16 protein-coding genes are annotated in these 20985 nt (G+C 64.3%); 11 read left to right on the forward strand and 5 right to left on the reverse strand.

The annotated features are described in order from the left end of the window. Positions 1 to 377: 377 nt before the first annotated feature. The 5 genes from ACIP1U_RS19810 to ACIP1U_RS19830 all read right to left on the reverse strand — a co-directional run bounded on the left by ACIP1U_RS19810 (position 378) and on the right by ACIP1U_RS19830 (position 4276). On the reverse strand, positions 378 to 1172 hold the full coding sequence (locus ACIP1U_RS19810; protein WP_400318204.1) for a peptidylprolyl isomerase: 795 nt from the start codon (positions 1170 to 1172) through the stop codon (positions 378 to 380). 35 nt (positions 1173 to 1207) lie between these two features. Beyond that, positions 1208 to 1489, reverse strand: a complete 282-nt coding sequence (locus ACIP1U_RS19815; RefSeq protein WP_133098355.1) for a BolA family transcriptional regulator — start codon at positions 1487 to 1489, stop codon at positions 1208 to 1210. Positions 1490 to 1527: 38 nt separating this feature from the next. Then, positions 1528 to 2067: a septation protein A gene (locus ACIP1U_RS19820; protein WP_400318207.1), complete on the reverse strand. Its 540-nt coding sequence runs from the start codon at positions 2065 to 2067 to the stop codon at positions 1528 to 1530. A gap of 39 nt (positions 2068 to 2106) precedes the next feature. Next, positions 2107 to 2571 (reverse strand): peptide-methionine (R)-S-oxide reductase MsrB, encoded by a 465-nt coding sequence (msrB, locus tag ACIP1U_RS19825; RefSeq protein WP_400318210.1) that lies wholly within the window; start codon positions 2569 to 2571, stop codon positions 2107 to 2109. A 121-nt stretch (positions 2572 to 2692) separates the two neighbouring features. After that, positions 2693 to 4276 carry a YdiU family protein gene (locus tag ACIP1U_RS19830; RefSeq protein ID WP_400318460.1) on the reverse strand — a complete coding sequence of 528 codons (1584 nt, stop codon included), beginning with the start codon at positions 4274 to 4276 and terminating at the stop codon, positions 2693 to 2695. 433 nt (positions 4277 to 4709) lie between these two features. On the opposite strand from ACIP1U_RS19830, the gene ACIP1U_RS19835 reads away from it, so the two are divergent. The 11 genes from ACIP1U_RS19835 (at position 4710) to ACIP1U_RS19885 (ending at position 20983) form a co-directional block, all read left to right on the forward strand. Then, positions 4710 to 6335 (forward strand): 3-(methylthio)propionyl-CoA ligase, encoded by a 1626-nt coding sequence (locus ACIP1U_RS19835; RefSeq protein WP_400318212.1) that lies wholly within the window; start codon positions 4710 to 4712, stop codon positions 6333 to 6335. A gap of 151 nt (positions 6336 to 6486) precedes the next feature. Then, positions 6487 to 7737, forward strand: coding sequence for a branched-chain amino acid ABC transporter substrate-binding protein (locus ACIP1U_RS19840; protein ID WP_400318214.1), 1251 nt, complete (start codon positions 6487 to 6489; stop codon positions 7735 to 7737). A 221-nt stretch (positions 7738 to 7958) separates the two neighbouring features. After that, positions 7959 to 8906: a branched-chain amino acid ABC transporter permease gene (locus tag ACIP1U_RS19845; RefSeq protein WP_400318217.1), complete on the forward strand. Its 948-nt coding sequence runs from the start codon at positions 7959 to 7961 to the stop codon at positions 8904 to 8906. A 4-nt stretch (positions 8907 to 8910) separates the two neighbouring features. Then, positions 8911 to 10224, forward strand: a complete 1314-nt coding sequence (locus tag ACIP1U_RS19850; RefSeq protein WP_400318219.1) for a branched-chain amino acid ABC transporter permease — start codon at positions 8911 to 8913, stop codon at positions 10222 to 10224. Continuing rightward, complete coding sequence (locus ACIP1U_RS19855) at positions 10221 to 10994, forward strand: ABC transporter ATP-binding protein (RefSeq protein ID WP_029048188.1); 774 nt, start codon at positions 10221 to 10223, stop codon at positions 10992 to 10994. The genes ACIP1U_RS19850 and ACIP1U_RS19855 overlap by 4 nt, the downstream gene beginning before the upstream one ends. After that, the gene (locus tag ACIP1U_RS19860; protein WP_400318222.1) at positions 10994 to 11707 is read left to right on the forward strand and encodes an ABC transporter ATP-binding protein; all 714 of its coding nucleotides are present in this window, start codon (positions 10994 to 10996) and stop codon (positions 11705 to 11707) included. The genes ACIP1U_RS19855 and ACIP1U_RS19860 overlap by 1 nt, the downstream gene beginning before the upstream one ends. Positions 11708 to 12135: 428 nt before the next feature. Continuing rightward, on the forward strand, positions 12136 to 14328 hold the full coding sequence (locus ACIP1U_RS19865) for a TonB-dependent receptor (RefSeq protein WP_400318463.1): 2193 nt from the start codon (positions 12136 to 12138) through the stop codon (positions 14326 to 14328). Between the two features lie 515 nt (positions 14329 to 14843). After that, entirely contained in the window at positions 14844 to 16925 is a 2082-nt protein-coding gene (locus ACIP1U_RS19870; RefSeq protein ID WP_400318225.1) for a 3-hydroxyacyl-CoA dehydrogenase NAD-binding domain-containing protein, read from the forward strand. Between the two features lie 30 nt (positions 16926 to 16955). Continuing rightward, positions 16956 to 17600 (forward strand): bifunctional nicotinamidase/pyrazinamidase, encoded by a 645-nt coding sequence (pncA, locus tag ACIP1U_RS19875; RefSeq protein ID WP_400318227.1) that lies wholly within the window; start codon positions 16956 to 16958, stop codon positions 17598 to 17600. Between the two features lie 47 nt (positions 17601 to 17647). After that, positions 17648 to 18826: an acetyl-CoA C-acyltransferase gene (locus ACIP1U_RS19880; protein ID WP_400318230.1), complete on the forward strand. Its 1179-nt coding sequence runs from the start codon at positions 17648 to 17650 to the stop codon at positions 18824 to 18826. Between the two features lie 294 nt (positions 18827 to 19120). Beyond that, positions 19121 to 20983 (forward strand): acyl-CoA dehydrogenase, encoded by a 1863-nt coding sequence (locus ACIP1U_RS19885; protein ID WP_400318233.1) that lies wholly within the window; start codon positions 19121 to 19123, stop codon positions 20981 to 20983. The last annotated feature ends 2 nt before the right edge of the window (positions 20984 to 20985 follow it).

Here is a 20985-nt window from a genome sequence, read left to right on the forward strand (position 1 = left end):
CAAGCCGTAGCAAAAACCGCCACCACCCTAGACCCCAGAATTCAACAACCTAGAACTCCAAGACGCATACGCATACGTCAACATCCGCCCCGACTCGAACCCGGGCGCGGGCTTGATTTCGCCGCGAGCCTCCTTGTATGCCACCACGGCATGCAGGATCTTCTCGGGCGCGTAACGGTCACGCAGGGGGAGGTAGGGGTGGAGCTGGCGCCAGCCAGGGGCGGCGCCGTCCAGGGTCACCCAGGCCAAGGCGCAATAGCACATGCCCCGGGACGAGAGATGCCACAGTTGCCAGTAGTTGGCCTTCAAGGGGGCGGTCGTCTCCACGCGCTGCATCGTTCAACCTTGCAGGACCGGTGGGGGCGACCGGTCCGTGATTACTGGATCTTCGCCTTGTCCTTCAGCGACTTCATCATGGCCTGGAACTGCTCGCGTTGCCAGTTCTGGTCGCCCATCAGCATCTGCATCAATTGCGGCTTGACCTCTTCGAACGACGGGATCTTGGCTTCGCGCACGTCCACCAGTTCGATGATGTGCCAGCCGAACTGGGTCTTGACCGGCGTATCGGTCATCTGGCCCTTCTTCAGGCCGGTCATGGCCGCCGAGAACTCCGGCACGTAGCTGCTGCTGTTGGCCCAGTCCAGGTCGCCGCCGTTGGCAGCCGAGCCCGGATCCTTCGAGGCGGCCTTGGCCTGGTCTTCGAACTTGGCGCCGCCCTTGATCTTGGCGATGATGGCCTTGGCGTCGGCTTCCTTCTCCACCAGGATATGGCGGGCATGGTATTCCTTGCCATTGCCGAATTGCGACTTGATCTTGTCGTACTGCTTGCGCAGCTCGGCGTCGCTGGCGCCGTGGGTCTTGACGTAGTCCTCGAACACCGCGCCGGCCAGCACATTCAGGCGTGCCTGTTCCAGTTGCTCCTGCACGTCGTCGCGCTGGGTCAGTCCGCGCTTGTTGGCTTCCTGCGCAAGCAGTTCGCGATCGATCAGCATGTCGCGGCCACGCTTGCGCAGCTCCGGATTGTCGGGCTGGCCGGTGCCGGCGATCAACTTGTCCAGCTTTGCCGACGGAATGGCTTTGCCATTCACGACGGCGGCATTCTGGGCGATGGCCGGCAGGCTGCCAGCTGCAAGCACAGCCGCCAGGCTGAACGAGAGGACGGAGGTCTTCATGGAATCTGGTCTGAGAGTTGCTGAAAGAGGCGCGCCTATGCGCGCGATTGGTACTCTTGGTCGGTGTACGCAGTCACGGCCAAGGCGTGGATCTGCGCGGGGAACAGACTGCGCAGCGCATCATACACCATGCGGTGTCGCGCAACCCGGCTGTGACCTGCAAAGCGCTCGCTGACGATTGTCACGTCGTAATGTCCGCCGCCGGATGCGGCACCGGCGTGTCCGGCGTGCAATGCGCTGTCGTCGCGCACGGCGAGGTGGCTGGGGGCGAGCGCTTCACGCAGCAGCGCCTCGATCGTGGCGGGATTGGCTGCCATCGGTTAGTTTCCTTTTCGGGTATAAGGCCGCCGGAGCGTCAGTCCTGGCTGTTTTCAGGCATGTGGCGCGACAGCCAGACGCTCTGCGCAACGATGAACACCAGCATCAGCCCCATGCTGCCGAACAGCTTGAAGTTGACCCAGACATCGGTGGAAAACTGATAGGCCACGTAGAGATTCAGCACACCCATGGCCGCGAAGAAGCCGGCCCAGGCCGCATTCAGGCGCGTCCACACCGGATCGGGCAGGGCGACCTGCTTTTCCATCATGGCGCGGATCAGGTTCTTGCGCCAGACCATCACCGAGCCCAGCAGCGCCACGGCGAACATCCAGTAGAGCACCGTCGGTTTCCACTTGATGAAGGTTTCGTTGTGCAGCACCAGTGTGGCGCCGCCGAACACGGCGATGATCAGCAGGCTGACCCACTGCATCGGCTCGACCTTGCGGTGGCGGAACCAGACCCAGCCGATCTGCACCACCGTGGCGGCAATGGCCACGGCGGTGGCAGTGTAGATGTCGGCCAGCTTAAAGGCGGCGAAAAACAGGATGACCGGGAACAGGTCGAACAGGAATTTCATGCGGTACCAGGTTGTTGCCGGCGCGATGGCCGGGGCTTGTCAGCGCTGCGGGTCGCGCCGGGGCTCGTTGCCGCTGCCGGCATCGTGGGCATGATCCGCCTCACGCTGCGCCGGGTCGCGGTCATCGAATTTTAGCGCAGCCGAGTTGATGCAATAGCGCAGGCCGGTCGGAGCCGGTCCGTCCTCGAACACATGGCCCAGGTGGCTGCCGCATTCCTTGCAGCGGACTTCCACCCGCACCATGCCGTGGGTGTGGTCGGCGTGTTCGGCAATGACCTCGCCGTTGATGGGCCGGAAATAGCTGGGCCAGCCGCAGCCGGCGTCAAATTTCGTGGCGGACTCGAACAGCGGCGTACCGCAGCCGACGCAGTTGTAGATGCCACGTTCCCAATGGTCCCAGTAGCGGCCGGCGAAGGGGCGCTCGGTCGCGGCTTCGCGCGTCACGCGGTATTCGATGTCGGAGAGTTGTTCACGCCACTCGGCGTCGGTCTTGGTGGTGGTCATTGTCGTTTCCTCGCGATCTTGGCCGGGGCCATGGCTCCGGAACCTTCGTTGGTCGGCACCCTGGCGCGAACCTTACACCGTATGGCGCCGGCGTGCAGGCTCCGGCGCATGCGCAATCCGGTCATGACGAACAGCTGACTTCCAGCCCGGCGGCCCAGTCAGGCGGCAGCGCGGCATAGTGCTCGGCCTCGGGCTGCTCGTCGAATGGGCGCGACAGCACCGCCAGCAGGCGCTCGGTTTCGCTGAAATCCTTTTCGCGCGCGCGCCGGATCGCGGTCTCGGCAAGGTGGTTGCGCAGCACGTATTTGGGGTTCGCCGCCAGCATTTCCAGTTTGCGCGCGGCGTCGTCCGATTGCTCCGCACGCAGCCGCGCGCGGTAGTCGGCGGCCCAGGCGTCGAAGGCGGCGCGGTCCAGGAACAGGTCGCGCACCGGCGCATCGCGCGAGGCATCCTGCGACGAGATGCCGCACAGCTTGCGCCAGAACAGCGTGTAGTCCACGCGCTGCCCGTGCAGCAGCTGGAACAGGCTGGTCAGCAGGGGCTCGTCGGTCTTGTCATCGCCGCCGGCCGGCGGCCGCAGGCCCAGCTTGGCGCGGTAGTGGCGGAAGAAGGCCGCGGCATAGCGGTCGCGGAACGGGTCGAGCGCTGCGCGCGCGGACTCGATCGCGGCATCGCGGGCGCCTTCCTTATCGGCTTCCTCTCCCGGCAGCCACAGTGGCAGCAGCGCCTGCGCCAGGCAGTGCAGGTTCCAGAACGCGACTTGCGGCTGCTGACTGTAGGCGTAGCGGCCCTGCGTATCGGAGTGGTTGCAGATATGGTTGGCGTCGAACGCGTCGAGGAAGCCGAACGGGCCGTAGTCGATGGTCAGGCCCAGGATCGACATATTGTCGGTGTTCATCACGCCGTGGCAGAAACCGATGGCCTGCCAGTGCGCGACCAGGTCAGCGGTGCGCAGCGAGACTTCGCGCAACAGGGCCTGGTAGGGCTGTGCTTCGTCGCGCAATGCCGGCATGAAGTTGTCGATGACGAAGTCCGCCAGCTGGCGCAGCGAGGCCACGTCGTCATGCGCGGCGAAATGCTCGAAATGCCCGAAGCGGATAAAGGTTGGCGCCAGGCGCGTGACCACCGCCGAGGTCTCGATGGTTTCGCGCCGCACCGGCGCGTCCGATCCGACGATACTGAGCGCGCGCGTGGTCGGCACGCCCAGCGCGGCCATTGCTTCCGAGCACAGGTACTCGCGAATCGATGAGCGCAGCACCGCTCGGCCATCGGCCATGCGCGAGTAGGGCGTCAGCCCGGCGCCCTTGATCTGGATTTCCCAAGGGCCGGCGGCCGTATCGGCCTGCGCCAGCCGGATCGCGCGGCCGTCGCCGAGTTGTCCGGCCCAGATGCCGAACTGGTGTCCGGAATAGACCGTGGCGATCGGGTCGGCCCAGTGGGGCACCTGGTTGCCGACAAAGGTCTCGACAAAGCCTGGCTCAGCACCGACGCCGGCATCCCAGCCGAGCAGCGCCGCGGCGGCCGGCGCCACGCCCACCAGGTAGGGCGAGGGCAGCGGCGTTGGCTGCAGGCGCGTAAAGAACTTCTCGCCAAGCTCGGAGAAGCCGGGTGTGGTAGGGAAGGGTACGGCGAGCGCCGCGGCACCGTTGGTTTCGGAGTCGATATCGGAGACGTGCGGGGCGTTGGACTGGGGCGTGTCTGGCATCGCAAAAGAGGGGGCGCGCAAGCGCAATCCGCGGGTCCGGGCGCGGCGCGCAGGGCCGCTTCCGGGGCGGTGCAGCGCCGCATGACGAGGGCACGGGAATGCGTGGATGGCTAGGGAAAACGACATGTTGAGGTGCAACATGCCACGCAGTATTGTACGTCCTCAACGGCTCACATCTGGTGAGACCGCCAGGCACCGCGCAGTTATTTCCCTCCTTCAATGCGCACATGAATCCGGTGCATGGATTTCGCAGAATTGCGGCCCCGATTACCAAGGCTTCACTACACGGCTTCACCACACGGCTTCACCCCGGCAGTACGGCAGTGCACAACAGAATCGCAGTGACGCTGTTTCGAGGCACGCGAACAACCGCCAAAAAATAGTACGGTTGTTCGTTTTTAGACGGATCCACCAGACTTCAGGAGGCAGTTTCATGGCATTGATGGGTCAAATGATGAGCGCGCCGCTGCTCATTTCCTCCATCATCAAGCACGCCGCCCGTTATTACGGGTCTGCGGAAATCGTTTCGCGCCGCACCGAGGGCGACCTGCACCGCTATACCTACCGCGATTGCGAACTGCGCGCCCGCAAGGTGGCGCAGGCGCTCGGCGCGCTGGGCGTGCAACAGGGCGAGCGCGTCGGCACGCTGGCGTGGAATGGCTACCGCCACCTGGAGGTCTACTATGGCGTGTCGGGCATGGGCGCCGTCTGCCATACCATCAACCCGCGCCTGTTCCCCGAGCAGATCGCCTATATCGTCAACCACGCCGAAGACGGCTATGTCTTCTTCGACCTGACCTTCCTGCCACTGGTAGAGGGCGTCGCGCCGCATTGCCCCAACGTGAAAGGCTGGGTCGCGATGACCGATCGCGCCCACATGCCGGCCGAGTCCAAGGTGCCCCTGCTCTGCTACGAGGAACTGGTCGACGCGCAGGACGGCAACTACGAATGGCCGCAGTTCGACGAGAATCTCGCGTCGAGCCTGTGCTACACCTCGGGCACCACCGGCAATCCCAAGGGCGCGCTGTATTCGCACCGTTCCACCGTGCTGCACTCGTACGCATCGGCGCTGCCCGACGCGCTTGGCTGTTCGGCGCGCGACGTGATCCTGCCCGTGGTGCCGATGTTCCACGTCAACGCCTGGGGCCTGCCGTACTCGGTGCCGCTGGTCGGCGCCAAGCTGGTGTTCCCGGGCGCCAAGCTCGACGGCGCGTCGCTGTATGAACTGTTCGAGCAGGAGAAGGTGACCTTCTCCGCGGGCGTGCCGACGGTGTGGCTTGGCCTGCTGCAATACGTGCAGTCGAACAACCTGAAGTTCTCCACCTTCCATCGCACCGTGATCGGCGGCTCGGCCGCGCCGCCGGCGATGATCCGCGCGCTCGAGGCGCTGGACGTGGAGGTCATCCACGCCTGGGGCATGACCGAGATGTCGCCGCTGGGCACCTCGTGCAAGCTGCTGGCCAAGCATGACGAACTCTCCGATGCCGATCGCCACAAGATCCTGGAGAAGCAGGGGCGCGTGATCTACGGCGTCGACATGAAGATCGTCGACGGCGAAGGGAAGGAACTGCCATGGGACGGCAAGGCCTTCGGCGACCTGATGGTGCGCGGGCCGTGGATCATCGACCGGTACTACCGCAACGACAGCAACCCGCTGGTCGACGGCTGGTTCCCGACCGGCGACGTTGCCACCATCGATGAAGACGGCTTCATGCAGATCACGGACCGCAGCAAGGACGTGATCAAGTCCGGCGGCGAATGGATTTCGTCGATCGACATCGAGAACGTCGCCGCCGCGCACCCCGCGGTGCATATGGCGGCCTGCATCTCGGCCTACCACCCCAAGTGGGACGAGCGCCCGCTGCTGGTCGTGGTGAAGAAGCCCGGCGCCGAAGTCACGCGCGAGGAACTGCTGCAGTTCTTCGAGGGCAAGGTCGCCAAGTGGTGGATCCCGGACGATGTCGCCTTTGTCACCGAGATTCCGCTGACCGCCACCGGCAAGATGCAGAAGCTCAAGCTGCGCGAACAGTTCAAGGACTACAAGCTGCCGGCTGCCTGAGGCCGGCAGGGCAGCATCCGGTACGCCGTGCCTGCTTGCGGCATGGCGCTGCCGGGGCCGGCTGTATGGCGCGAACAGGAGGGCGCCACGCCGCCGGCCGCAATCAACGACAAGCCAACGACAAGCCAACGACAAGAGTGAAGGAGACAGTATGACCAAGATGCGTCCGCTGGTGGCAGGTGTGGCCATGTTCGCCGCAATGGGTTCTGCGCTGGTTTCGGGTTCGGCACTCGCGGATACGGTGAAGATCGCCTTCATCGATCCGCTTTCGGGGCTGATGGCCCCCGTTGGGCAGAACCAGCTCAAGAGCTGGCAGTACGTGGCCGACGTGGCCAACCAGAAGGGCTGGGCCGGCGCGCACAAGTTCGAGGTGGTGGGCTTCGACAACAAACTGTCGCCGCAGGAAAGCCTGACCATCCTGAAGCAGGCGATCGACCAGAACATCCGCTATATCGTGCAGGGCAACGGCTCGTCGGTCGGGCTGGCGTTGCAGGATGCGGTGGCCAAGCACAACGAGCGCAACCCGGGCAAGGAAATCATCTACCTGAACTACGCTGCGGTGGACCCGGACATGACCAATGCCAAGTGCAACTACTGGCATTTCCGCCTCGACGCCAACTCGGACATGAAGATGGAGGCGCTGACCACCTTCCTGGCCAAGGACCCCAACGTCAAGAAGGTCTACCTGATCAACCAGAACTACTCGTTCGGGCACCAGGTGGCCAAGGCGGCCAAGGACTACCTCAAGCGCAAGCGCCCGGACATCCAGATCGTGGGTGAAGACCTGCACCCGCTGGCGCAGGTGAAGGACTTTGCGCCGTATGCGGCCAAGATTAAGGCCTCGGGCGCCGATACCGTGATCACCGGCAACTGGGGCAGCGACCTGGCGCTGCTGATCAAGGCGGGCAAGGACGCCGGCCTGGCGACCAATTACTACACCTATTACGCCGGCACCACCGGCGTGCCGACCGCCATGGGTGCGGCCGGCGCCGAGCACGTCAAGTACGTGGGCTACTACAACCCCAACAACAAGGGGTTCAAGGGCTCCGACGTCATCGAGGGCTTCAAGAAGAAGTACAACGATGACTTCTACGTGATGGCGTCCTATACCGGCATCGCCATGCTGTCCAAGGCGTTCAAGGACACCAACTCGACCGACCCGGTCAAGGTGGCCAAGGCGCTGGAAGGCATCAAGGTCGACAGCATGAACGGCCTGGTCGAGATGCGCAATACCGACCACCAGGCCCAGCAGCCGCTGGTGGTGGCCACCTGGACCAAGATCGACGGCAAGGAAATCAAGTACGACCAGGAGAACACCGGGTACGGCTGGAAGACCAACGCGCAGATGGACCAGTACGTGTCCGCGCAGCCGACGTCCTGCCAGATGAAGCGGCCGGGCTGATCCTGTCCATGGCGGGCCGGCCACGATGACACGCAGCGTGATACAGCGTGACAGCGTGGCGGCCCGATCCTGCATACTCTCGGTCTTTCTGGATCGATCGCGGTAGCGTCCGGGGCGCCATGCGCCCTGCGCAAGGGGGACGCTCACCCCAATCCAGCCGGACGGATGCCGACCAAACGTGACTGTGGCCACTGCGGCGGCACCAGCTTGAAGGACACGCTGTGGAATTTTTTGTCATCTCCCTGCTCAACGGCATCAGCTATGGGCTGCTGCTGTTCATGCTGTCGTCGGGCCTGACCCTGATCTTCAGCATGATGGGCGTGCTCAATTTCGCGCACGCCAGCTTCTATATGCTGGGCGCGTATTTCGCCTACACCATCGCCACCAAGGTTGGCTTCTGGCCGGCGCTGATCTTTGCGCCGCTGCTGGTCGCGGGCGCGGGCGCGCTGGTGGAGCGCTTTGGCCTGCGCACGGTGCACAAGTACGGCCACGTGGCCGAGCTGCTGTTCACCTTCGGCCTGGCCTATCTGATCGAAGAGGGCGTCAAGCTGGTGTGGGGACTGGCCGCGGTGCCATACCGCATCCCGGCCGAACTGGAAGGGCCGCTGTTCCACGTGTTCACCTCAACCTTCCCCAAATACCGCGCCTTCATGATGCTGGTGTCGCTGGGCATGCTGGTGGCCATCTACCTGGTGTTGACGCGCACCCGCATCGGCCTGGTAATCCAGGCCGCGCTGACCCATCCGGAGATGGTCGAGGCGCTGGGCCACAACGTGCCGCGCGTGTTCATGATGGTGTTCGGCGGGGGCGCCGCGCTGGCGGGGCTGGCCGGCGTGATCGGCGGCAATGCCTTTGTCACCGAGCCGTCGATGGCGGCGGCCGTAGGGTCGATCGTGTTCGTGGTGGCGGTGGTCGGCGGCATGGGCTCGCTGGTGGGGGCCTTCATTGCGTCGATCCTGATAGGCGTGCTGCAGACCTTTGCGGTCACGATCGATGCATCGCTCGCGGGGCTGTTGCGCAGCCTTGGCATGGCGGTCAGCGAAGCCACGCCGTTCTATGCCTTGTGGAAGCTCACGGTGGCCCAGGTGGCGCCGGTGCTGCCGTACCTGTTGCTGGTGGTGATGCTGATCTTCCGCCCGCGTGGACTGATGGGAACCCGGGAGAGCTGACGCCATGGAGCAAGCAATGCAACAACCGCGCGAGCCGGTGGTGACTGGCCGCACCTTGCGCTACCGCCCGCTGAACCTGGCGCGCTGGGTGATCTGGAGCCTGACCATTCTCATCATGCTGGTGCTGCCGCTGGTGTTTACCGGGGGCTTCGCCATCACGCTGATGTCGCAGATGGGCATCATGATCATCTTTGCGCTGTCGTACAACATGCTGCTCGGGCAGACCGGCATGCTGTCGTTCGGCCATGCGGTGTATTCCGGGCTGGGCGCCTTCATTGCCGTGCACGTGCTGAACATGGTCGGCGCCGGCAAGGTCTGGCTGCCGGTGTCGATGCTGCCGCTGGTGGGCGGGCTGGCCGGCGCGTTCTTCGGCGTGATCTTCGGCTATGTCACGACCAAGAAGGCCGGTACTACCTTTGCCATGATCACCATGGGTATTGGCGAAATGGTGTTTGCCAGCTCGCTGATGTTTCCTGAGTTCTTCGGCGGCGAGGGCGGCATCTCCACCAACCGCGTGGTCGGCGACCCGTTCCTGGGCCTCACCTTCGGGCCCGGGCGACAGGTCTACTACCTGATCGCGATGTGGTGCCTGGTGTCGATGGTGGCCATGTACGCGTGGACGCAGACGCCGCTGGGCCGTATCGCCAACGCGGTGCGCGACAACCCCGAGCGGGTCGAGTTCATCGGCTACAACACCCAGCGCGTGCGCTACCTGGTGCTGGTGCTGTCGGCGTTCTTCGCCGGGATTTCCGGTGCGCTCGCGGCGATCAACTTCGAGATTGTCTCGGCCGAGAACGTCAGCGCGGTGCGCTCCGGCGGCGTGTTGCTGGCGGTGTTCATCGGCGGTGCGGGCGTGTTCTTCGGGCCGATCGTCGGCGCGGTGGTGTTCATGCTGTTCGCGGTGGCGCTGTCGGACCTGACCAAGGCATGGCTGCTGTACCTGGGCCTGTTCTTCGTGCTGATGGTGATGTTCGTGCCGGGTGGCCTGGCCAGCCTGCTGCTGATGCAGCTGCCGCTGGTGGCGAAGGGCAAGCTGCGCCGCATGCTGCCGTCGTACGCCAAGGCCGGCGCGGCTGGCGTGGTGCTGCTGCTGGCGATGATCGTGACGGTCGAGCTGGTCTACAAGGTGCAGGTCGACAGCGCCAATGGCACCGCCATGAAGCTGTTCGGCGTGGGCTTCGACGCCGCGACGTGGACGCCATGGGCAGTGGCGGCCGTGCTGTGGGCCGTGGGGTTGGCCGGATGGCGGTTGACGGTGCGTGCGTCGCGCGCGGAATGGGACAAAGTGCAGGCGGAGATCGCGGGAGGCACGGCATGACGGCGGCACTGGAACTGACCGAGGTACGCAAGAAGTTCGGCCAGACGGAGATCATCCGCGGCGTGAACCTGAGCATCCCGAAGGGCGAGCGCCACGCGCTGATCGGGCCCAACGGGGCGGGCAAGTCCACCACCTTCAACCTGATCTCGGGCCGCTTCGCGCCCACCAGCGGCACGGTGCGCCTGAACGGGCAAGAGATCGGCGGGCTGCAGCCGTTCGTGATCAACCGCATGGGGCTGTCGCGCAGCTTCCAGATCACCAACATCTTCCACCGGCTGTCGGTGTTCGAAAACCTGCGCTGCGCGGTGCTGTGGTCGCTCGGGTACAAGTACTCGTTCTGGCATCGGCTGACAGGTTTGCGCGATGCGCGCGAGCGGGCCGATGAGGTGCTGGAGCTGATCGGCATGCAGCACCGGCGCAATACGCAGGCGGGTTTGCTGACCTACGCCGAGCAGCGTGCGCTGGAAATCGGTATCACCATCGCCGGCGGCGCCGAAGTGATCCTGCTGGACGAGCCCACGGCGGGCATGAGCCGCTCCGAGTCCGACCATGCGGTCGAGCTGATCCGCAAGGTCACCGTCGGCAAGACACTGGTAATGGTGGAGCACGACATGAGCGTGGTGTTCGGGCTGGCCGACCGCATTTCGGTGCTGGTCTACGGCGAAGTGATTGCCACCGATACCCCGCAGGCGATCCGCAACAACCGCAAGGTCAAGGAAGCCTATCTGGGGACCACGCTGGACGAAGACGCCACCGAAGGAGCGCACTGATGGGCAAGCGGATGCTGGAAGTCACGGGCCTGCATGCCTACTACGGCAAGAGCCATATCCTGCACGGCGTCGATGCGCATATCGACGAAGGCGAGATTGTCGCGCTGCTGGGGCGCAATGGCGTCGGGCGCTCGACCATGGCCAAGGCCATCCTCGGCATGGTCAAGGCCGAAGGCTCGGTGAAGTTCCGCGGCGAGGAGATCCTGGGGCGGCGGACGTTCGAGATCGCGCATCTCGGCATCGGCTACGTGCCGGAGAACCGGGATATCTTCCCGACCCTGACGGTACGGCAGAACCTGCTGCTGGGCGAGAAGCGCAATCCGCGGCAGCCCAAGCCGCGCTGGTCGGTGGAGGACATGTTCAACATGTTCCCCCGGCTCAGGGAACGGGAGAACACCGCGGCGGGCGTGTTGTCCGGCGGCGAGCAGCAGATGCTGACGCTGTGCCGGACGCTGATGGGCGATCCCGACCTGGTGCTGATCGACGAACCCACGGAAGGGCTGGCGCCCATGATCGTGGCGCTGGTGGGGGACTACCTGAAGGCGCTGAAGGAGCGGGGCGTCTCCGTGCTGCTGATCGAGCAGAAGCTGGCGATTGCGCTGGATATCTCGCAGCGGGTCTATGTCATGGGACACGGGCATATCGTGTTCGAGGGCACGCCCGGCGAGCTCAAGGCGAATTCGCAAATCCGCAAGGAGTGGCTGGAGGTCTAGCGTTTGCGCCGGCGCTGCGGGGGTCGTAACGCCGGTGTGCTTTCACGTTCAACAGGAGAAGGCGTCTGATGAAGTGGCGTGTTCGTCGTTTGTGGCGGTGGCGCCTCCTTTGTGCTGTTGAGTACTCAAATTCAATCCGTTGACAAGTCATTTTGTAACACTGTTGTAAATTTGCCTTAATTCCGAATTGGGAATGATTCGTATTTGTGCTTCGATTTCGGTGTACCTATAATCGCCCGCCGGGGATGGATGACTGGATTCACGGGCGACGGTGTAGTGCTTCCTTGGGTTTGTCTTCATGACCACGCTTGTTCGCGTCAAGAACTACAAGACAACACAGAGAAGGCAAGACCGTGAAGGGAAATCAGAAATCGTTTGAATTGACCCCGCTCGCCGCAGCACTGGCAGGTGCCGTCGCAGCGTTTGCCATGCAGGGTGCATCGGCGCAGGAGAGCCAGCCTGCCGCCGCCGCCGGCCAGGCTGCGCCGGTGACGCTGGAACGGGTCACCGTGACCAGCAAGCGCGAGGACGGCTACAAGGTGGAAGAAGCGCAGTCGCCCAAGTTCACCGCGCCGCTGCTCGATACGCCCAAGTCCGTCACCGTGGTGCCGGCCGAGGTGATCCAGCAATCCGGCTCCAACTCGCTGCAGGACGCGCTGCGGACCACGCCGGGCATCACCTTCGGCGCCGGCGAAGGCGGCAACCCGATCGGCGACCGTCCTTTCATCCGCGGTTTTGACTCGATGTCGAGCATCTATGTCGACGGCGTGCGCGATACCGCTTCGCAGACCCGCGACACCTTCAACATCGAGAACATCGAGGTCATCAAGGGCCCCAGCTCGGCCTTCGGCGGCAAGGGCTCGGCCGGCGGCATGATCAATATCGTGTCGAAGCTGCCCCAGGCCGAGAACTTCGCGCAGGGCTCGATCGGCGTGGGCACGGACTCGTACTTCCGCGCCACGGCCGATGGCAACTACGTGATCAACGACAATACCGCCGTGCGCCTGAACGCGCTGGGGTACACCGCCAACGTGCCGGGCCGCGACGAAGTCGACCAGAATTCGTGGGGCTTTGCGCCGTCGGTGACGTTCGGCATGAAGTCCGATACGAAGGTCACGCTGTCGTACTACCATCTGCAGGGCAACGGCATGCCGGACTACAGCATTCCGTATTCGCGCCCCGCCAGCCAGTCGTCCAAGGCCAACCCGTCGCAGCCCGCGAACGTCGACCGCAACAATTTCTACGGCCTGACCGGCCGCGATTTCCAGAAAACGCAGAGCGATATCGCCACGGCAACGGTCAGCCATGATTTCCGCAACGGCCTGGTGTTCAGCAACACCACGCGCTGGGGCCGGGCCAGCAACGACTACATCGTCACCAACCCTGACGACAGCCGCGGCAACGTGCCGCGCGGCTTTGTCTGGCGCAATTTCAAGAGCCGCGACTCCGCCACCGAGACGCTGACCAACCAGACCGACCTGACCGCCAAGTTCGATACCGGCAGCCTCAAGCACAGCGTGCTGTTCGGCTTCGAGTTCAGCCGCGACGATACCAACAACACGCCTTACAACGTCGTCTCGGCCAACCCCGCGGCCGCGGCCGGTACCTGCAATGCATCGCTGGTAGCCAGCTTCGACTGCACGTCGCTGGCCAATCCGAACCCGAACGACCCGTGGCGCGGCAGCATCACCAAGATGCCGTACACCACCAACACCACCACCAGCACGCGCTCGGTCTACCTGTTCGATACGGTCGAGATCACCAAGCAGTGGATGGTCAACGGTGGCGTTCGCTATGACAGCTACGACACGCACGCCTTCACCAACGCTTACACCAACCCGAATACCGGCGCGGCAGTAGCGCAGGTGGACATCCGCAACAAGTCGAACTTCTTTAACTACCAGGCTGGCGTGGTCTACAAGCCGGTCGAGTTCGGCAGCATCTACGTGTCGTACGGCACCTCGTCGACGCCGCCGGGTTCGACCAACGGCGACGGCGCCGACAACATCACGGCGGCGCAGCGCAACCTGGAGCCGGAAACCGCGCGTTCGGTGGAAATCGGCACCAAGTGGGATCTGCTGGCCAAGCGCCTGTCGCTGACTGGTGCGATCTTCCAGATCGAGAAGAACAATGCTCGTGTGGCGATCGATGCCAACACCACGGTCAATGCCGGCAAGCAGCGTGTGAAGGGATTCGAGTTGGGCTTTGCCGGTAACCTGACTGACAAGTGGGGTCTGTTCGGCGGCTATACGTACTTGAACAGCGAACTGATCGATAACGGCCCGCAGGCTGCTAACGCGGCCAACAACGGGAATCAGTTCCCTAACACGCCTAAGAACAGCTTCAGCCTGTGGACCACCTATCAGGTGCTGCCGGCGCTGACGGTTGGCGGTGGTGCGTACTATGTCGACAAGGTCTATGCCAATCCGGCCAACTCGTTGTATGTGCCGTCGTACTGGCGCTTTGACTTGATGGCCGCTTACCGCGTCAATAAGAACCTGTCGTTGCAGTTGAATGTGCAGAACCTGTTTGACAAGACCTACTACACCAAGGCGCATACCCACTACGGTGCGCTGGGTGCTGGGCGGTTTGGGATGCTGACTGCCAACTTCAAGTTCTAAGCTGGTCTTTGCGCTTGGCCTGCGGCCCGTTGCTCGTGTTTGACGGGCGGCGGGCCGTTTTTGTTGGTGTGTGGTGGAGGTCCTTTTTGTAGTCGACTGCTGGTGACACGCTGTCGGCGGTTGAACCGCCCACCAGCGGCCAGCACCACAGGCATTGCAAATCCCCCGCATCAAGGCCGATTTAAATCCCATACTGAACCCAGAGCCAGCGCTCGGTACATTCCACCCATGTGCCTGATGCGCCATCGGTAACGGTCTCCCGCAAGCCCAACCCCAGCCTTCCATGCACCACGGTACAGGCCGAAATTCGCCCCACGCATGCCACCCAGAAACCCGCGAAATAGAAATTGAACGACCGTGCTATTTTGTGTATGCTTGTTTCGCCCAAGCGCCGGAAGGCTTGTGGGAAGCGGGATTGCGGCGGGTTTACCCTGAACCGCGCGGACCGCGGCCAGCAGCAAAACAATAATTCGAGAATTCGAATCCCGAGACAACCTTTAGCAAAAGGAACCAGCATGACAGCGCAGTATCAGGTTCAGGACGGCGTAGCCGTCATCACGCTCGACAATCCCCCTGTCAACGGCCTGGGTCACAGCACCCGTCTTGGCATCGTCGAAGGCATGACCCGTGCGCTGGACGATGCCGCCGTCAAGGCCATCGTCATCACCGGCGCCGGCAAGGCATTCTCGGGCGGCGCCGATATCCGTGAATTCAATACCCCCAAGGCCATGCAGGAGCCGACGCTGCACTCGGTGATCCGTGTGCTGGAAGCGTCGTCCAAGCCGGTGGTCGCCGCTTTGCACTCGGTCGCCATGGGTGGCGGCCTGGAACTGGCGCTGGGTTGTAACTACCGCGTGGCCTCCAAGGGCGCGCAGATCGCGCTGCCGGAAGTGAAGCTGGGCCTGCTGCCCGGCGCCGGCGGCACGCAGCGCCTGCCGCGCGTGATCGGCCTGGAGGCCGCCGCCAACATGATCGTGTCGGGCACCCCGGTGCTGTCCGAGAAGTTTGCGGGCACCAAGCTGTTCGATGAGATCGTCGAGGGCGACGTGCTGCCCGCGGCGGTCAAGTTCGCGCAGAACGTCGGCGCCGCCAGCGGCCCGCACCCGAAGGTGCGCGACCTGAAGGTGCGCCACGAGAATCCGGAAGGCTACCTGGGCTTTGCCCGCAACACCGTGGCCGCGATGGCCAAGAACTTCCCGGCGCCGCTGAAGTGCCTGGAAGCGGTGGCCGGCTCGCTCAAGCCGTTCGAGCAAGGCCTGAAGGAAGAGCGCGAGGGTTTCCTGTTCCTGGTGACCACGCCGGAATCGCGCGCACTGCGCCACGCCTTCTTTGGCGAGCGTGCCGCCAGCAAGATCCCCGACGTGCCCGAAGGCACCCCCGTGCGCAAGATCGAGAAGGTTGCCGTGATCGGCGCCGGTACGATGGGCGGCGGCATCAGCATGAATTTCCTGAACGCGGGCATCCCGGTCATCATCCTGGAAACCAAGCAGGAAGCGCTGGACCGCGGCGTGGGCATCATCCGCAAGAACTACGAGAACAGCGCCAAGAAGGGCAAGCTGACCCAGGAGAAGGTCGAGCAGCGCATGGGCCTGCTCTCGACCACGCTGTCCTATGAGGACATCAAGGACGCCGACATGGTCATCGAAGCCGTGTTCGAGGAAATGGGCGTCAAGGAAATCGTCTTCAAGAAGCTGGATGAAGTGATGAAGCAGGGCGCGATCCTGGCTTCGAACACCTCCACGCTGGACGTCAACAAGATCGCCTCGTTCACCAAGCGTCCGCAGGACGTGGTCGGCATGCACTTCTTCAGCCCGGCCAACGTGATGAAGCTGCTGGAAGTGGTGCGCGGCGAGAAGACTGGCAAGGACGTGCTGGCCACGGTCATGCAGGTCGGCAAGAAGATCAAGAAGACCGCGGTGGTGTCGGGCGTGTGCGACGGCTTTATCGGCAACCGCATGATCGAGCAGTACAGCCGCCAGGCCGGCTACCTGCTGGACGAAGGCGCGCTGCCCGAACAAGTCGACAAGGCCATCGAGAAGTTCGGCTTTGCCATGGGCCCGTTCCGCATGGGCGACCTGGCCGGCAACGACATCGGCTGGGCCATCCGCAAGCGCCGCGCGGTGGACAAGCCGGAGATCCAGTACTCCAAGACCGCCGACCTGCTGTGCGAGATGGGCCGTTACGGCCAGAAGACCGGGGCGGGCTGGTACGACTACAAGGCGGGCGACCGCAAGCCGTACCCGAACCAGCAGGTCAACGACATGATCGTGCAGCACTCCAAGGACCTGGGCATCACGCGCCGCAAGATCTCGGACGAAGAGATCGTCGAGCGCCTGGTGTTCGCGCTGGTCAACGAAGGCGCCAAGATCCTGGAAGAGGGCATTGCTTCCAAGGCCTCGGATATCGACATGGTGTACCTGACCGGCTACGGCTTCCCGCTGTTCCGCGGCGGCCCGATGCTGTACGCGGACCAGGTCGGCCTGTACAACGTGGCGCTGTCGATGAAGCGCTACGCCAAGGGCTACCACGGCGAAGCCTGGCAGGTCGCGCCGCTGCTGCAGAAGCTGGCGGACGAAGGCAAGGGTTTTAACGGCTAAGACGCCATCAGGGTTCAGCCAGGAGCGGCCATGAACACCACCATCGGACCGGACGATTGCCTGCTGGTGATCGACGTGCAGAACGACTTCATGCCGGGCGGCGCGCTTGCGGTGCCCAACGGCGATGAAGTGGTGCCCGTCATCAACCGGCTGGCGCGCGCGTTCGGGCATGTGGTGGTGACGCAGGACTGGCATCCGGCCGCGCACGTCTCGTTCGCGGCCAACCACGCCGGCACGCAGCCGTTCCAGATGCTTACGCTGCCATATGGCGAGCAGGTGCTGTGGCCCGTGCACTGCGTGCAGGACACGCCGGGCGCCGCGCTGCATGCGGGCCTGCACGTGCCGCATGCACGGCTGGTGATCCGCAAGGGCCACCATGCCGACGTGGACAGCTACTCCGCTTTCCTTGAGGCGGACCGCACCACGCGCACCGGGCTGGCTGGCTACCTGCGCGAGCATGGCGTGAAGCGCGTGTTCTGCGCCGGGGTGGCGACGGACTATTGCGTGGCATGGAGCGCGCTTGATGCTCGCGCCGCGGGCTTCGAGGCCGCGGTGATCGAGGATGCATGCCGCGCCATCGACCTGCAAGGGTCGCTGGCCAAGGCATGGCAGGACCTCGGCGCCGCCGGCGTAGTACGCGTCATGTCCGCCGACGTCCTGCAAGGCAAGGGCTGAACCGAACCACCGAACTGAAAGACACAAGAGATTCCGAGGAGCAAGACATGAACGAAGCAGTCATCGTATCCACCGCACGGACCGCTCTGGCCAAGAGCTGGAAGGGTGCCTTCAACATGACCCACGGCGCCACGCTGGGTGGTCACGCCGTCCAGCACGCCATCGCCCGCGCCAAGATCGAAGCCGGCGAAGTGGAAGACGTGCTGATGGGCTGCGCCAACCCGGAAGGCGCCACCGGTGCCAACATCGCGCGCCAGATCGCGCTGCGCGCCGGCTGCCCGGTCACTGTACCCGGTGCCACCGTCAACCGCTTCTGCTCGTCGGGCCTGCAGACCATCGCCATGGCCGCACAGCGGGTGATCGCCGATGAGGGCGACATCTTCGTCGCCGGCGGCGTGGAAAGCATCTCCTGCGTGCAGCAGGAAATGAATCGCCATATGGTCCAGGAAAGCTGGCTGGTGAAGAACAAGCCGGAAATCTACTGGAACATGCTGCAGACCGCCGAGAACGTGGCCAAGCGCTACAACGTCTCGAAGGATCGCCAGGACGAATACGGCGTGCGCAGCCAGCAGCGTGCCGCCGCCGCGCAGGAAGCCGGCAAGTTCAAGGATGAGATCGTGCCGATGACGGTGCTTGCCGGCGTCGCCGACAAGTCCACCGGCCAGCTGGTGACGAAGGAAGTGACCATCGACCGCGACGAAGGCATCCGCGCCGACACTACGCTGGAAGGCGTGGCAAAGATCCGCAGCGCGGTGCCGGGTGGCGTGATCACCGCCGGCAATGCCTCGCAGTTCTCGGACGGCGCCTCGGCGGCCGTGGTGATGAACGCGCGCGTGGCCGAGGCCCGCGGCCTGCAGCCGCTGGGCGTGTTCCGCGGCTTTGCCGTGGCCGGTTGCGAGCCGGACGAGATGGGCATCGGCCCCGTCTTCGCGGTGCCCAAGCTGCTGAAGAAGGCCGGCCTGAAGGTCGAAGACATCGGCCTGTGGGAGCTGAACGAAGCCTTCGCGGTGCAGGTGCTGTACTGCGCCGACACACTGGGCATCCCGATGGACCGCCTCAACGTCAACGGCGGTGCCATCGCGGTGGGTCACCCGTACGGCGTGTCGGGCGCGCGCCTGGTCGGCCATGCGCTGATTGAAGGCAAGCGCCGCGGCGCGAAGTACGTGGTGGTGACCATGTGCATCGGTGGTGGGCAGGGCGCGGCGGGTCTGTTCGAGGTGCTGTAACGACTGGCCGCTTGTTTGCTCCCCTCTCCCGCTTGCGGGAGAGGGGCCGGGGGAGAGGGCGGGAGTTCGCAGTACCGACGTGCATCACTTCATGGCGATGCTGGCCCTCTCCCCAACCCTCTCCCGCAAGCGGGAGAGGGAGCAGGCTCGTAGTCATCCCAAGCCAGCCGTTTCTGCAAGCTCAACATCGCTCCGAGGCCACGCTCTCTCGACTGGGTTCTCTCTCAGCCTCGGGCGCACCAGCAAGAAAAAAGAATTCGCGGTACGCCACGCAGCGCTCCGCCTGGAGACACCATGTCGATGATCCTTTCCCGTCGCGACCTGAACTTCATTCTGTACGAATGGCTCAAGGTCGACGAGCTGACCCGCATTCCGCGCTACGCCGACCACTCGCGCGAGACCTTCGATGCCGCGCTGGATACCTGCGAGAAGATCGCCACCGACCTGTTCGCGCCGCACAACAAGAAGAACGACCAGCACGAACCCGAATTCGACGGCGAGACCGTCAGCATCATCCCCGAGGTCAGCACCGCGCTGAAGGCCTTCTGCGAGGCCGGCCTGATGGCCGCCGGGCAGGACTACGAACTGGGGGGCATGCAGCTGCCGGTGGTGGTAGAGAAAGCCGGCTTTGCCTACTTCAAGGGCGCCAACGTTGGCACCAGTTCCTACCCGTTCCTGACCATCGGCAACGCCAACCTGCTGCTCGCGCACGGCACGCCGGCGCAGGTCGAGACCTTCGTCAAGCCGGAAATGGAAGGGCGCTTCTTCGGCACCATGTGCCTGTCGGAGCCGCAGGCGGGCTCGTCGCTGTCGGATATCACGACGCGCGCCGAGTATGAAGGCGAATCGCCGCTGGGCGCGCAATACCGGCTGCGCGGCAACAAGATGTGGATTTCCGCCGGCGAGCACGAACTGTCGGACAACATCGTCCACCTGGTGCTGGCCAAGATCCCCGGCCCGGACGGCAAGCTGATCCCGGGCGTGAAGGGCATCTCGCTGTTCATCGTGCCCAAGTACCTGGTCAACGAGGATGGCTCGCTGGGCGAGCACAACGACGTGGTGCTTGCCGGCCTGAACCACAAGATGGGCTACCGCGGCACCACCAACTGCCTCCTGAACTTCGGCGAGGGCATGAAGTACCAGCCGGGTGGCAAGGCCGGTGCGATCGGTTACCTGGTGGGCGAGCCGCACAAGGGCCTGGCCTGCATGTTCCACATGATGAACGAGGCGCGCATCGGCGTGGGCCTGGGCGCGGTGATGCTGGGCTATACCGGCTACCTGCATGCGCTGGACTATGCGCGCAACCGTCCGCAAGGCCGCCCGGTTGGCCCCGGCGGCAAGGACGCTGCCAGCCCGCAGGTGAAATTGGTCGAGCACGCCGATATCCGCCGCATGCTTCTGGCACAGAAGAGCTATGTCGAAGGTGGCCTGGCGCTGAACCTGTACTGCGCGCGGCTGGTTGACGAAGAGGAAGCCGCTGCCGCCGCCGGTAACCAGGAAGCGCACGCGCGCCTGGCGCTGCTGCTCGACATCCTGACCCCGATCGCAAAAAGCTGGCCGTCGCAATGGTGCCTGGAGGCCAACAACCTGGCGATCCAGGTGCATGGCGGCTACGGCTATACCCGCGAATACAACGTCGAGCAGTTCTACCGCGACAACCGCCTGAACCCGATCCACGAAGGCACGCACGGCATCCAGGGCCTGGACCTGCTGGGCCGCAAGGTGGTGATGAAGGATGGCGCCGCGTTCAAGCTGCTCGGCGAGCGCGTGCAGGGCACCATCGGCCGCGCGCTGGCCGCGGACGATGCGGAACTGGCGCAACAGGCGCGCGCGCTCGGCGCCGCAACCAAGCGTCTGGCAGAAGTGACCCAAACGCTGTGGAGCGCTGGCGATTCCAACGTGACGCTCGCCAACGCCTCGGTCTACCTCGAAGCCTTCGGCCACGTGGTGGTCGCGTGGATCTGGCTGGAGCAGGCACTGCTGGCGCAAGCCGCGTTGCCGCAGGCGAGCGGCAAGGAAGACCAGGACTTCTATCGCGGCAAGCTGGCCGCGGCGGCGTACTTCTTCCGCTTCGAACTGCCCAGGGTCGGCCCTCAGCTCGACCTGCTGGCATCGCTCGATCGCACCACGCTGGACATGCAGGACGCCTGGTTCTGACC

It is taken from the genome of Cupriavidus sp. NPDC089707, assembly GCF_044748965.1.
In the GTDB taxonomy this organism is placed as follows: Bacteria; Pseudomonadota; Gammaproteobacteria; order Burkholderiales; family Burkholderiaceae; genus Cupriavidus.